17 protein-coding genes and 1 riboswitch are annotated in these 14,374 nt (G+C 71.5%); of the genes, 10 read left to right on the top strand and 7 right to left on the bottom strand.

The window, feature by feature from the left end:
• Positions 1-36: 36 nt before the first annotated feature.
• Positions 37-567, bottom strand: a complete 531-nt coding sequence (locus PV682_RS24170) for an NUDIX domain-containing protein (protein ID WP_319733220.1) — start codon at positions 565-567, stop codon at positions 37-39.
• 1 nt (position 568) lies between these two features.
• The gene (locus PV682_RS24175) at positions 569-1,924 is read right to left on the bottom strand and encodes a tetratricopeptide repeat protein (protein ID WP_319733222.1); all 1,356 of its coding nucleotides are present in this window, start codon (positions 1,922-1,924) and stop codon (positions 569-571) included.
• A gap of 224 nt (positions 1,925-2,148) precedes the next feature.
• Between PV682_RS24175 and PV682_RS24180 the strand changes: the two genes are divergently transcribed.
• From PV682_RS24180 to PV682_RS24195, 4 genes are read left to right on the top strand one after another with little or no spacing between them, the layout of a single operon-like run.
• Positions 2,149-2,898 carry a hypothetical protein gene (locus PV682_RS24180; protein ID WP_319733223.1) on the top strand — a complete coding sequence of 250 codons (750 nt, stop codon included), beginning with the start codon at positions 2,149-2,151 and terminating at the stop codon, positions 2,896-2,898.
• 54 nt (positions 2,899-2,952) lie between these two features.
• On the top strand, positions 2,953-3,864 hold the full coding sequence (locus PV682_RS24185; protein ID WP_319733225.1) for an aminoglycoside phosphotransferase family protein: 912 nt from the start codon (positions 2,953-2,955) through the stop codon (positions 3,862-3,864).
• A gap of 1 nt (position 3,865) precedes the next feature.
• The gene (locus PV682_RS24190; RefSeq protein WP_319733227.1) at positions 3,866-4,549 is read left to right on the top strand and encodes a class I SAM-dependent methyltransferase; all 684 of its coding nucleotides are present in this window, start codon (positions 3,866-3,868) and stop codon (positions 4,547-4,549) included.
• Positions 4,550-4,566: 17 nt separating this feature from the next.
• Positions 4,567-5,112, top strand: a complete 546-nt coding sequence (locus tag PV682_RS24195) for an HAD domain-containing protein (RefSeq protein ID WP_319733229.1) — start codon at positions 4,567-4,569, stop codon at positions 5,110-5,112.
• A 139-nt stretch (positions 5,113-5,251) separates the two neighbouring features.
• On the opposite strand, the gene PV682_RS24200 is transcribed toward PV682_RS24195, so the two are convergent.
• From PV682_RS24200 to PV682_RS24215, 4 genes are read right to left on the bottom strand one after another with little or no spacing between them, the layout of a single operon-like run.
• The gene (locus tag PV682_RS24200) at positions 5,252-5,749 is read right to left on the bottom strand and encodes a VOC family protein (protein WP_319733231.1); all 498 of its coding nucleotides are present in this window, start codon (positions 5,747-5,749) and stop codon (positions 5,252-5,254) included.
• A gap of 55 nt (positions 5,750-5,804) precedes the next feature.
• Positions 5,805-6,281, bottom strand: coding sequence for a dihydrofolate reductase (locus PV682_RS24205; protein ID WP_319733233.1), 477 nt, complete (start codon positions 6,279-6,281; stop codon positions 5,805-5,807).
• On the bottom strand, positions 6,278-7,075 hold the full coding sequence (locus PV682_RS24210; RefSeq protein ID WP_319733235.1) for a thymidylate synthase: 798 nt from the start codon (positions 7,073-7,075) through the stop codon (positions 6,278-6,280). The genes PV682_RS24205 and PV682_RS24210 overlap by 4 nt, the downstream gene beginning before the upstream one ends.
• 11 nt (positions 7,076-7,086) lie before the next feature.
• Positions 7,087-7,938: a DMT family protein gene (locus tag PV682_RS24215; RefSeq protein WP_319733237.1), complete on the bottom strand. Its 852-nt coding sequence runs from the start codon at positions 7,936-7,938 to the stop codon at positions 7,087-7,089.
• A gap of 122 nt (positions 7,939-8,060) precedes the next feature.
• Here PV682_RS24215 and PV682_RS24220 point away from each other — a divergent pair, with 122 nt between their 5' ends.
• The 4 genes from PV682_RS24220 to PV682_RS24235 all read left to right on the top strand — a co-directional run bounded on the left by PV682_RS24220 (position 8,061) and on the right by PV682_RS24235 (position 11,491).
• Positions 8,061-8,432, top strand: coding sequence for a hypothetical protein (locus PV682_RS24220; RefSeq protein ID WP_319733239.1), 372 nt, complete (start codon positions 8,061-8,063; stop codon positions 8,430-8,432).
• An 8-nt stretch (positions 8,433-8,440) separates the two neighbouring features.
• Positions 8,441-9,637: a glutathionylspermidine synthase family protein gene (locus PV682_RS24225; protein WP_319733240.1), complete on the top strand. Its 1,197-nt coding sequence runs from the start codon at positions 8,441-8,443 to the stop codon at positions 9,635-9,637.
• Positions 9,638-9,726: 89 nt separating this feature from the next.
• Complete coding sequence (locus tag PV682_RS24230; protein WP_319733241.1) at positions 9,727-9,915, top strand: hypothetical protein; 189 nt, start codon at positions 9,727-9,729, stop codon at positions 9,913-9,915.
• Positions 9,916-9,919: 4 nt separating this feature from the next.
• Positions 9,920-10,008, top strand: a riboswitch (ZMP/ZTP riboswitch).
• Between the two features lie 37 nt (positions 10,009-10,045).
• Positions 10,046-11,491, top strand: coding sequence for a glycine hydroxymethyltransferase (locus tag PV682_RS24235; protein WP_319733243.1), 1,446 nt, complete (start codon positions 10,046-10,048; stop codon positions 11,489-11,491).
• A 59-nt stretch (positions 11,492-11,550) separates the two neighbouring features.
• Here the strand turns inward: PV682_RS24235 and pdxR are convergent, their stop codons facing one another.
• Positions 11,551-12,909 (bottom strand): MocR-like pyridoxine biosynthesis transcription factor PdxR, encoded by a 1,359-nt coding sequence (gene pdxR / locus PV682_RS24240; protein WP_407705734.1) that lies wholly within the window; start codon positions 12,907-12,909, stop codon positions 11,551-11,553.
• A gap of 238 nt (positions 12,910-13,147) precedes the next feature.
• Between pdxR and PV682_RS24245 the strand changes: the two genes are divergently transcribed.
• Both PV682_RS24245 and PV682_RS24250 read left to right on the top strand, forming a co-directional pair.
• Positions 13,148-13,639, top strand: coding sequence for a carboxymuconolactone decarboxylase family protein (locus PV682_RS24245; protein ID WP_319733245.1), 492 nt, complete (start codon positions 13,148-13,150; stop codon positions 13,637-13,639).
• A complete protein-coding gene (locus PV682_RS24250; RefSeq protein WP_055721096.1) occupies positions 13,636-14,361 on the top strand; it encodes an isocitrate lyase/PEP mutase family protein in 726 nt (241 codons plus the stop codon). Before PV682_RS24245 ends, PV682_RS24250 begins: the two co-directional genes overlap by 4 nt.
• The last annotated feature ends 13 nt before the right edge of the window (positions 14,362-14,374 follow it).

A 14,374-nucleotide genomic window follows, 5' to 3' on the forward strand; every position in this document is an offset into this window, starting at 1 on the left:
TCTCCCTGCCCGTTCCGGGCGCCTGGCGACTAACGCCTATTCCCAGCCGTCCAGGGACACCTGGGGCCCTTCGGTGAGGTAGCTGTGGAGGGCACTGGAAGTGGTCTCGACGAAGTTGTCGGGAATGTCGTCGGCGTCGACCCAGCGGACCTGAGAATGCTTGCGGGGTTCACGGTTCTCGGGTTCGCCCGCCCACTCGTGAGCAGTGAAGACGACCGTGAGGAAGCCGTTGGGGGCTTCGACGCCCCAGGCACCGTGGATGATGTGGGCGACCTTGAGGGACTCGGGCTTCACCGTGAGGCCGGTCTCCTCGTAGAGCTCGCGGACGGCGGTCTCCGTGACGGGTTCGCCCGGTTCGCTCTTGCCGACGGGCAGGTCCCACATTCCCTGGGCGAACTTCGCGTTCTCGCCGCGCTGGAGGAGGACGACACGGTTGGTGGCCTTGTCGTGGACGATGACGGCGGCGACCAGCAGGGTCATCGATTCGAACGCCGGCTTGAGGGCCTTCGCCTGGTCGTCGGTCCGCTGAGTCACGGTGTTCCCTTCGTCGGGCGGGTTGTCAGGCATGTTAGGCGAGGGCCTCGCGGGCTCGGCGGGCGAGATCGGCAGCGCCGGGAACACGGCGGCGCTGGTAGACCGCGAGCGTGGAGCGGATCGACGTGATCGCCTTGCGGGTGCGGTCGGAGGTCATTCCCTCCATGAGGACCAGGGCCTGGGTCCAAGCGGCGACGGCTTCGTCGGCGCGGGCCTGGGCGGCGAGGCTGTCACCGAGGTCGGCGTGCGTGAGGGCGTGGACGCGCTTGTACTTCGCGGGGTCCCAGCGGGTGAGGGCGTCTCGGTGCTGCTGTTCGGTGCCGGTGTGGTCGGCGAGGTCGGTCAGGGTGCGGGCGGTGTGGCTGGCCACGGTGCCCGCGGCTGGGCCGCTGACGCGGGAGTAGCTGGGCTGGGAGCCATCGCCGCGGAGGAGGGCGTCTTCGGCGGCGAGCAGGGCGCGCGCGGCCGAAGGGTGCTCCTTCACGGCTGCGTAGGCGCGGGCGTGGGCGATGTGGAGGAGGGCTTCGGTCTGGCCGTCGACGTGGCCGAGGCCGCATCGCAGGGCGCCTTCGACGAGGTCCACGCAGTGGTGGGGCTGCTTGAGACTCAGCGCTTGGTGGGCGAGGGCGCGCATCATCCAGGCGGCGTGGCCGTGCGGGTCGGCTTCACAGGCGAGTTGGTAGCCGACCTGGTAGTAGCGCTGGGCGGCGCCTTCCTGGCCGAGGTCGTGGTGCTTCCACCCTGCGAGGTAGGCGAGTTCAGCGACCGCGCCGAACGCGGCCCGGCGTAACGGCTCGCTGGGGAAGCGCCCGCGCAGCATGGGCGCGGCAGTATCGGCGAGGTAGGCGCTGACGGTGGTCAGTCCGTGTCCGCCGCCGAGGCGCTCGTCGGCGGCGCTGAAGGCTGCGGTGATCTGGCGTACGACGTCCACGTCCTCCGCGCCGACCAGGGATGTGCCGGTGCGGGCGCGGAGCATGCGGGCGGTGGCGTCGTGGTCGTAACCAAGCGGCATGGCGACGCCGGTGGTGGTGAAGGCGGCGATCGCGAGGAAGCGGCGACGCTCGACGTCGGCCCGGCCGAGGCCAGTTGCGGCGAGGACGGGATCGGATTCGGCCGGCGTATCGGCGTCACCGGCCTGGAGGCCGATCTCGGTCAGGGTGATCACGCGTCCCGCCCGACGCGACAGCGCCTCGGCCAGGTACTGGTCCACCCGGCCCGAAGGCGTGCGGGTGCCGTTCACCCAGTGCGAGATGGCCGACTTGTTGGTGAGGAGGATCTCGCCGTTCTCGGCGGCGATACGCCGTACGTCTCTGGCGAGGACCTCGTAGGTGCAGCCGGTCGCGGAAATGGTGTCGCGCAGGCGGGAGTTGGGGTCTCTCGGTGCTGCCACGCTCGCCTCCCGTCCGGAGCTGTAAACCGCGTATACCGCTTCAACTCCCTCTCACCGTACCCACTGTGCGTGACGGAAGGTTCACTAATCATCAGCCGCCCGGCCTCGGTCCGACAGCGTGACCAGGCTCCCCCTTCGGCCGGGCGGCCCCCGAAGTTCCGTACGCCCACACCGGGTTCGGGCATTCCTGTGCCCGAACCCGGCCGATCAGAGACGGAGACACGGTGACCACCATCGACACCAAGGCCATCACGGTCGTACTGCCCGAGGCGTTCGACCCGCGCTGGAGCCGCCTGCCCGGCATCCGGGTCGACGGCCCGCGCATCACCATCGACCCGGCCGAGTACTTCTTCCGCTTCGAGTCGAACACCTGGCTCGTAGCTGACTGGGAGTTGGTCAAGGCTCAGCTCCTGGACGTGGAGGAGACGACCGAGAGCGCGGTCGAGCAGCTCGCGCTGGACTTCATCAGGGCTCACGCCGAGTCCACTTCGGATGCCGCCCGCGTCCTGGCCACCGCGTACGAGGTGTACGCGTACCTGTTCCGCGACGAGCACCTGACCGGCCTCGGCCTGCCGCAGATCACCGCCGACCACCTGCGGATGCTGCGCGAGGCGGCCACGCTGATGGCGCTCAACAAGGTCGAGCTCGACGGGCACATCTCCAACGTCGGCCCGTGCTGGTTCTTCCCGGCGGCCACCTCTGTCGTCTTCGACCTGGACGACGAGACGGGCGGGATGCTCGACGAGGTCTACCACGGCGGCTGGTTCAACGAGCACCGCCGGATCGAGTCCGTCAAGGCGCACGCCGCGCTCGGCGGACGGCTCGTGCACGGCTGCCAGTCCGTGCCGGACCAGACCGGTGGCGTGGTCGCGCCCTACGGTGCCTCGATGGCCGACTTCCGCGACGACCTCGCCGCGTTCAAGGCGGGCTGGATCGAGCAGGTCCGCGCCCACCGCGTGAACCCCGCTGCGTAAGCCCCGGGGTGAGCCGACGCATCCGGCTCACCCCCTCCCCCCTGGAGCCTCTGCATGACCGCGAACCCCAGCGCCGAACTCCTCGACAACCTGCTCACCATGGTCGGCCAGGCCACCGCCACACGTGAGGAGGTACGCGTGTGGTCCATGTCCGGGGTCGAGCGCGTGACCTTTCCCGACGGCTCCACGGCCGTCTTCAAGTACGCCAAGAAGCCCTTCGACAGCGAAGACCAGGCTCTCCGCCAGGCCCGCACCCTCGGCGTCCCCGTCCCCCAGGTCCACGCCTCCGCCGTCCTGGACGGCTGGCTCGGCATGCTCATGGAGGACCTCGGACCGTCCGTCCGCGACGCCGACGACCTGGACGGAGTCGCCGCGGCCGTGGTCCTGCACAGCACGCGTACGGCCGCCTCCCTGCCCGTCCTCGACCAGGATCGGCTGCTCATGCTCCCGGCCAGAGCTCTGGAGCATCTCGAACGGCTCCGCAAGGCCGACCGGTGGCAGGACGCCGACGACGTCGAGGACACGCTCGGCAGGATCGCCCGGGCCGCCGACGCCCGCTCGGGAGGAGCGACGCTGGAACCGTTCGGCTGGGTGCACTCCGAGTTCCACCCCACCAGCCTCCACATCGGCGAGCGCGGCTGGCGGCTGCTCGACCTCGCCCGCGCCTTCACCGGCCCCGGCCTGCTCGACCTCGCCAGCTGGCACGGCACCATCGACGCCCCCGACCCCGTACGCCTGCGCGTCCTCCTGGAGCAGTACGTCACGGCCGGCGGCACCCCCGACGCCCTCGCCCCGCGCGGTGGGCTCACCGCCGAGAGCTGGGCGCTGGGCTGGCACCGCATGTGGGCCGTCGAGTGGTTCATGGACCAGGCCGTCCGCTGGATCAACGACCCGGCCACCGACCCCGCCTACATCAAGGCCGTACGCCGCCACCTCACCGACGTCCTCCGCCTCCTGGAGATCTGACGTGCACGGCCAGGCATCCCCCTGGCACGCCCACGCCCTCCGGCGCCCCGCCACCGGCCCGCTCGCCGTACCCGCCCGGATGGAATGGACCACGAAGCCCGGCCAAGGCCCCAGCGCCGAGATCCTCGGTCCTGACCTGCGGGGAAAGCGGCTGCTGGAACTCGGCTGCGGCGCCGGCCGCAACGCCGCGCACCTGGCCGGACGCCACGGCGCACACGTCACCGGCGTCGACCTGGCCGGGCTCCAGGTCCACCGCGCCCGCGCCCACTACGGACGGCTGAACAACCTCACCCTCGTCACCAGCCACGCCCTGCGCCACCTGCGCGCCTCGGACGAGCCGTACGACGCGATCTACTCCGTCTTCGGCGCCGTAGGGCTCGTCGCTCCTCAACTCCTGCTGTCGGCCATCGCCCGGCACCTCACGCCCGGCCGGCTGCTCGCCTTCTCCGTTCCGCACCCGCAGCGCGGTGGCCGCAGCCCTTCCGGCGACGACCGGTCCCGCCGCGACTTCGTCACTCTCCCCGACCGCACCCGGCTCCCCATCGCCCGCTGGGAGTTCGACACCGACCGCTGGGAGAAGCACCTCAGCCAGGCCGGCTTCTGGCTCGCCTCGGCCCAGGAGTTCCACGACCCCCGCATGGGCCACTGGCCCACCACCTTGCTGATCCGCGCCCGCAAGCTCTGACCGCCCGTGGAGGACCGATGCGCCCGCCCTACCTGCTCCTCGACATCGACGGTGTCCTCATCCCCTTCCCCGGCGAGGACGGCTCGACCCCGGCCACCCACGCCCGGCACGCCGTCGTCCCCCTCGGCCGCAGCGCCGACGACCCGGTCACCGTCTGGCTCAACCCCGACCACGGCCGCCTGCTCATGGACGTCATCCGCACCGGCCTGGTCACCCCCGTCTGGTGCACCAGTTGGCGACAGGACGCCGCCACTCTCATCGGGCCTCTCCTGGATCTCCCGGCCTTGCCGTACCTCAACCTGCCGCGGCCCCGGATCACCACCAGCCACCCCAACGGCTACCTGTGGAAACGCGACCACGTCGACGCCTGGCTGAACGACGCCCCCGCCGTCTGGATCGACGACGACTTCACCAGCCTCGACCACGCCTGGGCGGCGGAGCGCACCGCCAGGGGGATGGCGACCCTCCTCATCCAGCCCGCCGGGCATCTCGGGTTGCAGCCGGAGCATCTGGCCGAACTCATGGCATGGGTCTCGCAGCCGCCTACAGCTTGTGCCGTTTGATGCGTTGGCGGACCGAGCACGGCGGCGCGCTCGACCCCGCGACATCGTGGTCGCCCTCGCGGCGCTCATTCCGATCAGACCCGACTGGTGAACCCGAGTCGGGCGGAGCAGCCTCCGTTGTCGCTCGGTCCCCTGCGTGTCAGCCGGCGTCCCGTTCGCGGCCCGGGAAGAAGTCCGCGCTCTGGACGTACTCCATGGCCCTCGTGAACTCCGGGTCGGTCAGGCGGGGTTCCATCTCCTCCAGGGTGAGGTCTTCCACGCGGGTCTGGATCCAGTAGAGGTTGCCGAGGGGGTCGCGTACGCGGCCGACGCGGTCGCCGAAGAAGAGGTGGGTGACCTCGGTGACCGAGGTGCCGCCCGCCGCGACGGCCCGGCGGTGGACGGCGTCGGCGTCCTCGACGTACAGGCGCAGGAAGCCGGGGGTCGGGGGCCACTTCGGGCGGGAGTCGAACAGCATGACGACCGAGTCGCCGATGCGGACCTCCGCGTGGGCGACGGAGCCGTCCTCGCCCTTGAGGCAGGCGAGTTCCTCGGCGTCGAAGGCGCGCTTCAGGTAGTCGATGAGCTGGACGGTGTCGCGGGAGATGAGCCACGGCGTGACGGTGGTGTAGCCGTCGGGGATCGGCTTGACGGACATGTGACCTCCTGGGTTCCCGATGACGCTAGGTCCCCTGTAGGTCAGATCCTGTCCGCTAGCGGGCGTACTCCCTGATCCGGTACCGCAGCCCCGACGCCGAGGTCAGCCAGTCGCCCTCCACGGTGACCCGCCACGACTCGTCCAGCGCGGGCGCGTACGTGTCGCCCGTCACCTGTACGTCGATCTCGGTCACCGAGAGCCGCGCAGCGAACTCCATCGCCGCCCGGTAGATCTCGCCCCCGCCGATCACCCACGCGTCCGGCGCCGAGGCGAGGGCCTCGGGGAGCGACGCGGCCCGCTGCGCGCCGTCCGCCGTCCACGAGGCGTCCCGGGTCAGGACGATGTTGCGGCGCCCGGGGAGGGGACGGAACCGGGGCGGGAGGGAGTCCCAGGTGCGGCGGCCCATCACCACGGGGTGGCCCAGCGTCGTCGCCTTGAAGTGGGCCAGGTCCTCGGGCAGCCGCCAGGGGATCGTGGAGTCCGCGCCGATCACGCCGTCCAGGGACTGCGCCCAGATGAGTCCGACGCTCATACCGCGACCGGCGCCTTGATGGCGGGGTGGTGCTTGTAGTCGACCACCTCGACGTCGTCGTAGGTGTAGGAGAAGAGGTCGTCGGCTTGGTGCAGCTTGAGCCGCGGGAAGTCCAGCGGCGTACGGGAGAGCTGTTCCGTCACCTGGTCGACGTGGTTGTCGTAGATGTGGCAGTCCCCGCCGGTCCAGATGAAGTCGCCCGGCTCGAGTCCCGTCTGCTGCGCGACCATGTGCGTCAGCAGCGCGTAGCTCGCGATGTTGAAGGGGACGCCGAGGAACAGGTCGGCGCTGCGCTGGTAGAGCTGGCAGGAGAGGCGGCCGTCCGCGACGTAGAACTGGAAGAACGCGTGGCAGGGCGCGAGGGCCATCTCGGAGAGCTGGGCGACGTTCCACGCGGAGACGATGATCCGGCGCGAGTCGGGGTCGCGGCGCAGCGTGTCGAGGACCTCGGTGAGCTGGTCGATGTGACCGCCGTCCGGCGTCGGCCAGGAGCGCCACTGGACGCCGTACACGGGACCGAGTTCGCCGTCGGCGTCGGCCCACTCGTCCCAGATCGTGACGCCGTTGTCCTGGAGCCACTGGACGTTGGAGTCGCCGCGCAGGAACCACAGCAGCTCGTACACGATCGACTTGAGGTGGACCTTCTTGGTGGTGATCAGGGGGAACCCCTGCGCGAGGTCGTAGCGCAGTTGGTGTCCGAAGACACTCCGGGTACCGGTGCCGGTCCGGTCGGCCTTGGCCGTTCCGGAGTCGAGCACTCGCCGCAACAGGTCTTCGTACTGGGTGTCCGCCACGTCGGCCGAGTCTACTGCGACGCCTGTGACAGGGACGTATCGGGCACTTCCTCCGGCGCCTCCCCGAACCGCGCCAGCGCCAGCGCCCCCGCCACGGCCACCCCGAACCCCAGCACCGCCAGCCACCCCAGCCCGTCCCGCGTCCGGTCGCCCAGCCAGATCACGCCGACGGCCGCGGGCCCGACCGTCTCCCCGATCACCATCCCGGCGGTGGCGGCGGTCACCGACCCCCGCTGGATGGCCGAGGTGAGCAGCAGGAAGGCCGCGCCGCCGCCGACGAGCAGCGCGTACGACGCCGGATTCGCCAGCAGCGACAGGGGGCCGAGGGAGTCGATCAGCCGCACCCCCACCTCCACCACCCCGAACCCGAACCCGGCACCGAGCCCGAGCGTCAGTGCGCGCCCCCGCTCCGGCAGCCGCCCCCCGACGGTCCCCAGCAGCAGGATGCACACGGCGGCCCCGAGCACCGCCCACCTCAGGACGCCGGAGCCGTGCCGCGAGCCTTCCGCGCCGGACGCCAGGCCCAGCATCGCAAGACCCGCGCAGACCACCGCGACCGCGCCCCACTCGGTCCGGCTCAGCCGCACCCTCAGCATCCGCGCCGCCACGACCGCCGTCACCGCGAGGCTCGCCGCGAGCGCCGCGCCGACCGCGTAGATCGGTACGGACCGCAGCGCCAGCACCTGGAACACGAACCCGAGCCCGTCGAGCCCGAGCCCGGCGAGGTACCGCCACTGCCGTACGGCACGCAGGAGCAGCGCCGCGTCACCGTGCGAGGAACCGCCCGCCGCTTCCCTGGTCGCCACCGCCTGCCACACCGTCGCCGTACCGAAGCAGACCGCCGCGGCGAGTGCGCACACCATCCCAAACATCACAAACGGACTGTAGGGGAGCGGCGGGAGCCGGGGGTAGTCGAACCGGGACTCTCACCGATCTCTAGGCTGACCGTCGAACACACGCATTCATTACACGGGGAGAACAGGACATGGCGGACACGACCAGAAGGCTGCGCTCGAACGCGGTCGTCCTCGGCGGCGTGGGGATCCTCGCGGTGGCGCTCACCGCGTGCTCCTCCGATCCGGACAAGCGGTGCGTCGACCGCGACAGCTACGACTCCGTGAAGGGCTACAAGGTCGTCGCCGACAAGGACTGCAAGTCGTCGGGGAGTTCGTCGTCGTCCCACGCCGTCTGGTACTACGGCGGCAAGAAGCGGAGCGGGTACGTGGACGGCGGCTCGCTCACCAAGTCCCGTAAGTCGTCCGGGGGTTCGTCCTCCAGCTCCAGCGGCGGGTCGGGCGGCGTCGACCGGGGCGGCTTCGGCGGGAGCGACGGCGGCCACGGCAGCTCCGGCGGCTGAGCGCCGACGTGATACGCCACCGCATCGAACCCCGCCCCGACTGGCAGCGGACGGTCGAGGCGCAGGGCCTCGTCTACCCGCTCTCCCGGCACCCGGACGGCGAGCTGTACCCCTACTGGGACGAGAGCGCCTACTACTCCTTCACCCTCGACGAGGTCGAGGCGCTGGAGGAGACGGTCGAGGAACTGCACCGGATGTGCCTCGCCGCCGCCGAACACATCGTCGCCGAGGGCCGTTTCACCGACCTCGGCATCACCGATCCTCAAGTCGCCGACGCCGTCGCCGAGTCCTGGCGGCGACGGGCCGAACTGCCGTCCGTGTACGGCCGGTTCGACCTGCGCTACGACGGCTCCGGGCCCGCGAAGATGCTGGAGTACAACGCGGACACGCCCACGTCCCTCGTCGAAGCGGCGTCCCCCCAGTGGTTCTGGATGGAGGACCGGTTCCCCGGCGCCGACCAGTGGAACTCCCTCCACGAGCGGCTCGTCGCCGCCTGGAAACGGCAGGGCGACCTGCTGCCGCCCGGCAGTCCCCTCTACTTCGCGCACTCCACCGCCGACGAACTCGGCGAGGACCTCATGACCGTCGCCTACCTCAAGGAGACGGCCGAACAGGCGGGGCTCGACACGGAGTGGATCCCCGTCGAGGACATCGGCTTCGACCGGCTCTCGGGGCGGTTCGTCGACAACCGGCTCCGGTTCATCCGGAGCTGCTTCAAGCTCTACCCCTGGGAGTGGCTCACGACCGACCGCTTCGGCGTGCACGTCCTGGACACCCTCGACAACGGCGGCGGCACCGGCTCCACCCTGTGGATCGAGCCGGCCTGGAAGATGCTCCTCAGCAACAAGGCGCTGCTGGCGGTCCTCTGGGAGCTGTACCCCGGCCACCCCAACCTCCTCCCCGCCTACCTCGACGGGCCCCGCGAACTGACCGAGTACGTCTCCAAGCCGCTGCTGGGCCGGGAGGGCGCGGGGGTCGTGGTGCATCAGAAGGGCGCCTCGGTGCATCAAAAGGGCGCTGAGCCCCTCGTACCTGTAGAGCCTTGCTGCTACCAGCAGTTGGCGCCCCTCCCCGCCTTCGACGGCAACCACGTCGTCCTCGGCGCGTGGACCGTCGAGGGGGAGGCGGCGGGGCTCGGCATCCGGGAGTCGTCCGGGTTGGTGACGGACGTGTACGCGAGGTTCCTGCCGCACGTCATCCGGTGAGTTGCACACCCCTTTGAGACTTTCCGGCAGCCTTCCTCGGGTGATCGCCGAAAAGTCTCACAGGGTGCGTCAATGAAACGATAGAAGGCATGACGACCGCGAAATTCGTGCTCGAAGTCTCCGTCGACCCCGAACGTCCCGTCGAGGAACTCGGGCGGATCCTGCGCTACTGGGGCGGCAACCTCCACCACTACGAGCTGGAACCCGGCGACGGGAGTGCCGTGTACGACTCCGCGTACCGGGAAGTGGGCCGGTGGCGGATCGAGGCCACCGGGTAGGCTGGCCGAGGGCCGTGACTGGCGCGCTGGGATGGGACCGACCATCGGGGAGCGGCCCGGAGTGACCGAGTGCCGTGCGCCTGGGCCGAACCTGAACGCCGAACGCCGTAGCCCTACGTCCGGAGGTCTCATGTCCGAGCCCCTGTCCACCCAGTCCACCGCCTTTCGCGCCGCCCTCGACGTCATCCGCGCGGTCGAGCCGCGGGTGGCCGACGCGATCGGCCAGGAGGTCCACGACCAGCGCGAGATGCTGAAGCTGATCGCGTCGGAGAACTACGCGTCTCCGGCGACGCTGCTGGCCATGGGGAACTGGTTCAGCGACAAGTACGCGGAGGGGACGGTCGGGCGGCGCTTCTACGCCGGGTGCCGGAACGTCGACACGGTCGAGTCGCTGGCCGCCGAGCACGCGCGCGAGCTGTTCGGGGCGCGGCACGCGTACGTCCAGCCGCACTCCGGGATCGATGCCAACCTCGTCGCCTTCTGGGCCGTCCTCGCCGACCGCGTCGAGGTGCCGTTCCTGGAGAAGTCCGGCGCCCGCCAGATCAACGACCTCTCCGAGGCGGACTGGGCCGAGCTGCGGCAGGCCTTCGGCAACCAGCGGATGCTGGGCATGTCCCTCGACGCGGGCGGCCACCTCACGCACGGCTTCCGCCCCAACATCTCCGGCAAGATGTTCGACCAGCGCTCCTACGGCACGGACCCGGCGACCGGCCTCATCGACTACGACGCGCTGCGTGCCCAGGCGCGTGAGTTCAGGCCGCTGATCCTGGTCGCGGGGTACTCCGCGTACCCGCGCCTGGTGAACTTCCGGGTCATGCGGGAGATCGCGGACGAGGTCGGCGCGACCCTCATGGTCGACATGGCCCACTTCGCGGGCCTGGTCGCGGGCAAGGTCCTCACCGGCGACTTCGACCCGGTCCCGCACGCGCAGATCGTCACGACGACCACCCACAAGTCCCTGCGCGGCCCGCGCGGCGGCATGGTCCTGTGCGACGACTCCCTCAAGGACCAGGTCGACCGGGGCTGCCCGATGGTCCTCGGCGGCCCCCTCCCGCACGTCATGGCCGCGAAGGCGGTCGCCCTGGCCGAGGCCCGCCGGCCGTCCTTCCAGGACTACGCCCAGCGCATCGTGGACAACTCCCGCGCGCTGGCGGAGGGCCTCATGCGCCGGGGCGCGACCCTGGTCACGGGCGGCACGGACAACCACCTCAACCTCATCGACGTATCCACCTCGTACGGCCTCACCGGCCGCCAGGCGGAAGCGGCTCTGCTGGACTCCGGCATCGTCACCAACCGCAACGCCATCCCCGCCGACCCGAACGGCGCCTGGTACACGTCCGGCATCCGCATCGGCACCCCCGCCCTCACGACCCGCGGCCTCGGTACGTCCGAGATGGACGAGGTCGCCGGCCTCATCGACCGCGTCCTCACGGCGACGCAGCAGGGCACCACCAAGTCGGGCGCGGTCTCCAAGGCGGCGCACGTCCTGGACACCAAGGTCTCCGAGGAGATCGCCCAGCGCGCGACGGACCTCGTCCAGGGCTTCCCGCTGTACCCGGAGATCGACCTGGGCTGACAGACCTGACCGAAGCTCCGTCGCCGGAGTCGCCTTCCTGCGATGGAGCTTCGTGCTGTTCACGGCAGCACCCTGCACAGCGCCGCCAGCGCCGCAGGCCACGTGTGGTCCGACGGCGTTCCGTACCCGACGACGAGGGCGTCGCGGGATGTGGTGAGGGTCGCGTGGCGGAAGCGGGTCAGGCCGTAGAGGGCGAGGCTCTGCCAGGCCGCCGCGTGGATGACGGAGTCCTCCGTGCCCGGGGGGAGGCTGAGGACCGCGTGGAGGCCGGCGGCGATGCCGGTGACGCGGACGTCGGGGGCGTGGGTGGTGACGGCGGTGACGAGGTCGTCGCGGCGGCGCCGGTAGCGGAGGCGGGAGGCGCGTACGTGGCGGTCGTACGCGCCGGATTCGATGAACTCGGCGAGGGTCAGCTGTTCGAGGGCGCTGGTGGACTGGGCGCCGCCCAGGCGGGCCGCCTCGGCCGTGAGGGACGGGGGGAGGACCAGCCAGGCGATGCGCAGTCCGGGGGCGAGGGACTTGCTGGCGGTGCCGAGGTAGACGACGTGGTCGGGGGCGAGGTCCTGGAGCGCGCCGACCTGCTGCCGGTCGTAGCGGAACTCGCCGTCGTAGTCGTCCTCCAGGATCAGGCCGCCGGTGCGGCGGGCCCAGTCGACGATCTCGGCGCGGCGCTCGGGGCGCAGGGCGACGCCGAGGGGGAACTGGTGGGAGGGGGTGAGGTGGACGGCGCCCGTGCCGGGAGGCAGGTGCTCGACGCGGGTGCCGTGCTCGTCGAAGGGGAGGGGGACGGTGGTGAGGCCGGTGTTCTCCAGGATCGCCCAGTGGGGCGGGAGGCCGTACGACTCGACGGCGAGGGTGCGGACGCCGCGCGCGTGCAGGAGTTCGCCGAGGAGGCGCAGGCTGTGGGAGAAGCCGGTGGAGATGAGGATGTGCTCGGGGTCGGTGCGGACGCCGCGTACGCGGGCGAGGTAGCCGGCGAGGGCGGCGCGCAGTCCGGGCAGGCCGCGGGGGTCGCCGTAGCCGAGGACGTCGTTCGGCGCGGCGGTGAAGGCCCGCCGGGCCGCCTTGAGCCACTCGGCGCGCGGGAACGCGGCGAGGTCGGGGCTGCCCGGCAGCAGGCTGTAGCGCGGCTTCCCGGGGGCCCGCCGGTGCCCGCCGCCCCTGGTCTCCCGCCGCGGTACGGCCCGCTCGGCGACGCGGGTCCCGGACCCCTGCCGGGCGGTCAGCCAGCCCTCGGCGACGAGGTCGGCGTACGCGTCGGCGACGGTGTTGCGGGCGATCCCGAGATCGGCGGCGAGCGCCCGCGAGGACGGCAGCCGTGTGCCCGGCCCGAGCCGCCCGCTGCGTACGGCCTCGCGCAGGGCGTCGGTGAGTCCGCGCCGCAGGTGGGGGCCGGTGGGGGCGAGGTGGAGGTCGATGCCGAGGCCGGCGGGGGGTGGGGCGGGGGGTGCTTGCGGTGGCTCGTCGGGGCCGGTGTCGTCGTACACGGGGACGGCCTCGGAGGTGGGGATGCCGGCCAGGCCGGTCAGGACGACGGGTTCGTCGGCGTTGTCGGCCACGCTCGGCCCCTCCTGGTCGGCCCCTCCCGATTGGCCCACGTTTTCGGTCACGGAATGGACCATATCCGTGGGCTGCTTGGATCTTAGGGTCGGTTTCATGAGCGCAGCGGAGCGGGAGCGGGCGGCGCACTGTCCGCGGATGGTGCTGGCGGAGCGGGTGCCGGAGGTCTATCGCGCGTTGGTGAGACTGGACGCGGCGGCGCAGCAGGGTGTCGACGCGACGCTCAGGTACCTCGTCAAGGTGCGGGTGTCGCAGCTCAACGGGTGCGCGTTCTGCGTGGACATGCACAGCAAGGACGCGCTGGCGAACGGCGAGAGCGTCGAGCGGCTGATGCAGCTGACCGTGTGGGAGGAGTCCCGGCACTTCTACACCGAGCGCGAGGTCGCGGCGATCGGGCTGGCCGAGGCGATGACGCGGCTCACGGAGGGCCCCGTGTCGGACGAGGTGTACGGCACCGCGGCGAAGCTGTTCGGGGAGACGGAGCTGGCACGGCTCATCTCGGTGATCACGGTGATCAACGCGTGGAACAGGATCGGCGTGACGACGCGGATGGTCGCGGGGACGTACCGGCCGGGGGACGCCGGATGAGCAAGACGGAGATCTTCCGCGCGCTGCACTCGCGGCGCCGCCCGGACGACCCCCTCGTCCTGGCCGGCGCCTGGGACGCGGTGAGCGCGGGCGTGTTCGCGGACGCGGGGTTCCCGGCGCTGGCGACGCCGAGCGCCGGGGTGGCGGCGAGCCTCGGGTACGCGGACGGGAAGACCCCGGCCCTGGAGATGTTCGCGGCGGTGTCACGGATCGCGCGCGCGGTGGACGTCCCGGTGTCGGCGGATGTCGAGGACGGGTACGGGCTGGCGCCGAGGGAGCTGGTGGCACGGCTCCTGGAGGCCGGTGTCGTGGGGTGCAACCTTGAGGACTCACGCGGGGAAGTCCTCAAGGACCCGCACGAGCACGCCGACTGGCTCGCGGAGGTGTGCGCGGTGGCGGACGGGAGCCTGTTCGTCAACGCGCGCATCGACACCTTCGTACGCGGCGTCGCCTCTCCGGAGGCGGCGATCGAGCGGGCCGCGCTGTACGTGGCGGCCGGCGCGGACTGCGTGTACCCGATCCTCGCACCCCCGGTCGCGCTGCCGCTGCTGCGGGCGGGGATCAAGGGGCCGATCAACGTCCTCGGCCACCCGCGGGAGGGGCCGACGCCCGCGGACCTGGGCACGCTGGGGGCGACCCGGGTGACGTTCGGGCCGGGGATGCAGCGGTGTGCGACGGCGGCGCTGCGGGAGTTCGCGGCGGGCCTCGCGCCCCGGCCATGACCTTCGCCGGCCC

Source organism: Streptomyces niveiscabiei (genome assembly GCF_033794345.1).
GTDB classification, from domain to species: Bacteria; Actinomycetota; Actinomycetes; order Streptomycetales; family Streptomycetaceae; genus Streptomyces; species Streptomyces niveiscabiei.

Bases quoted from the DNA above. Each gene is read 5' to 3' on its own strand.
- PV682_RS24195 (WP_319733229.1), top strand. From the start codon at position 4,567: ATGCGCCCGCCCTACCTGCTCCTCGACATCGACGGTGTCCTCATCCCC.
- PV682_RS24215 (WP_319733237.1), bottom strand. From the start codon at position 7,938: ATGGTGTGCGCACTCGCCGCGGCGGTCTGCTTCGGTACGGCGACGGTG.
- PV682_RS24220 (WP_319733239.1), top strand. From the start codon at position 8,061: ATGGCGGACACGACCAGAAGGCTGCGCTCGAACGCGGTCGTCCTCGGC.
- PV682_RS24245 (WP_319733245.1), top strand. From the start codon at position 13,148: ATGAGCGCAGCGGAGCGGGAGCGGGCGGCGCACTGTCCGCGGATGGTG.
- PV682_RS24250 (WP_055721096.1), top strand. From the start codon at position 13,636: ATGAGCAAGACGGAGATCTTCCGCGCGCTGCACTCGCGGCGCCGCCCG.
- PV682_RS24200 (WP_319733231.1), bottom strand. From the start codon at position 5,749: ATGTCCGTCAAGCCGATCCCCGACGGCTACACCACCGTCACGCCGTGG.
- PV682_RS24185 (WP_319733225.1), top strand. From the start codon at position 2,953: ATGACCGCGAACCCCAGCGCCGAACTCCTCGACAACCTGCTCACCATG.
- PV682_RS24205 (WP_319733233.1), bottom strand. From the start codon at position 6,281: ATGAGCGTCGGACTCATCTGGGCGCAGTCCCTGGACGGCGTGATCGGC.
- PV682_RS24170 (WP_319733220.1), bottom strand. From the start codon at position 567: ATGCCTGACAACCCGCCCGACGAAGGGAACACCGTGACTCAGCGGACC.
- PV682_RS24230 (WP_319733241.1), top strand. From the start codon at position 9,727: ATGACGACCGCGAAATTCGTGCTCGAAGTCTCCGTCGACCCCGAACGT.
- PV682_RS24235 (WP_319733243.1), top strand. From the start codon at position 10,046: ATGTCCGAGCCCCTGTCCACCCAGTCCACCGCCTTTCGCGCCGCCCTC.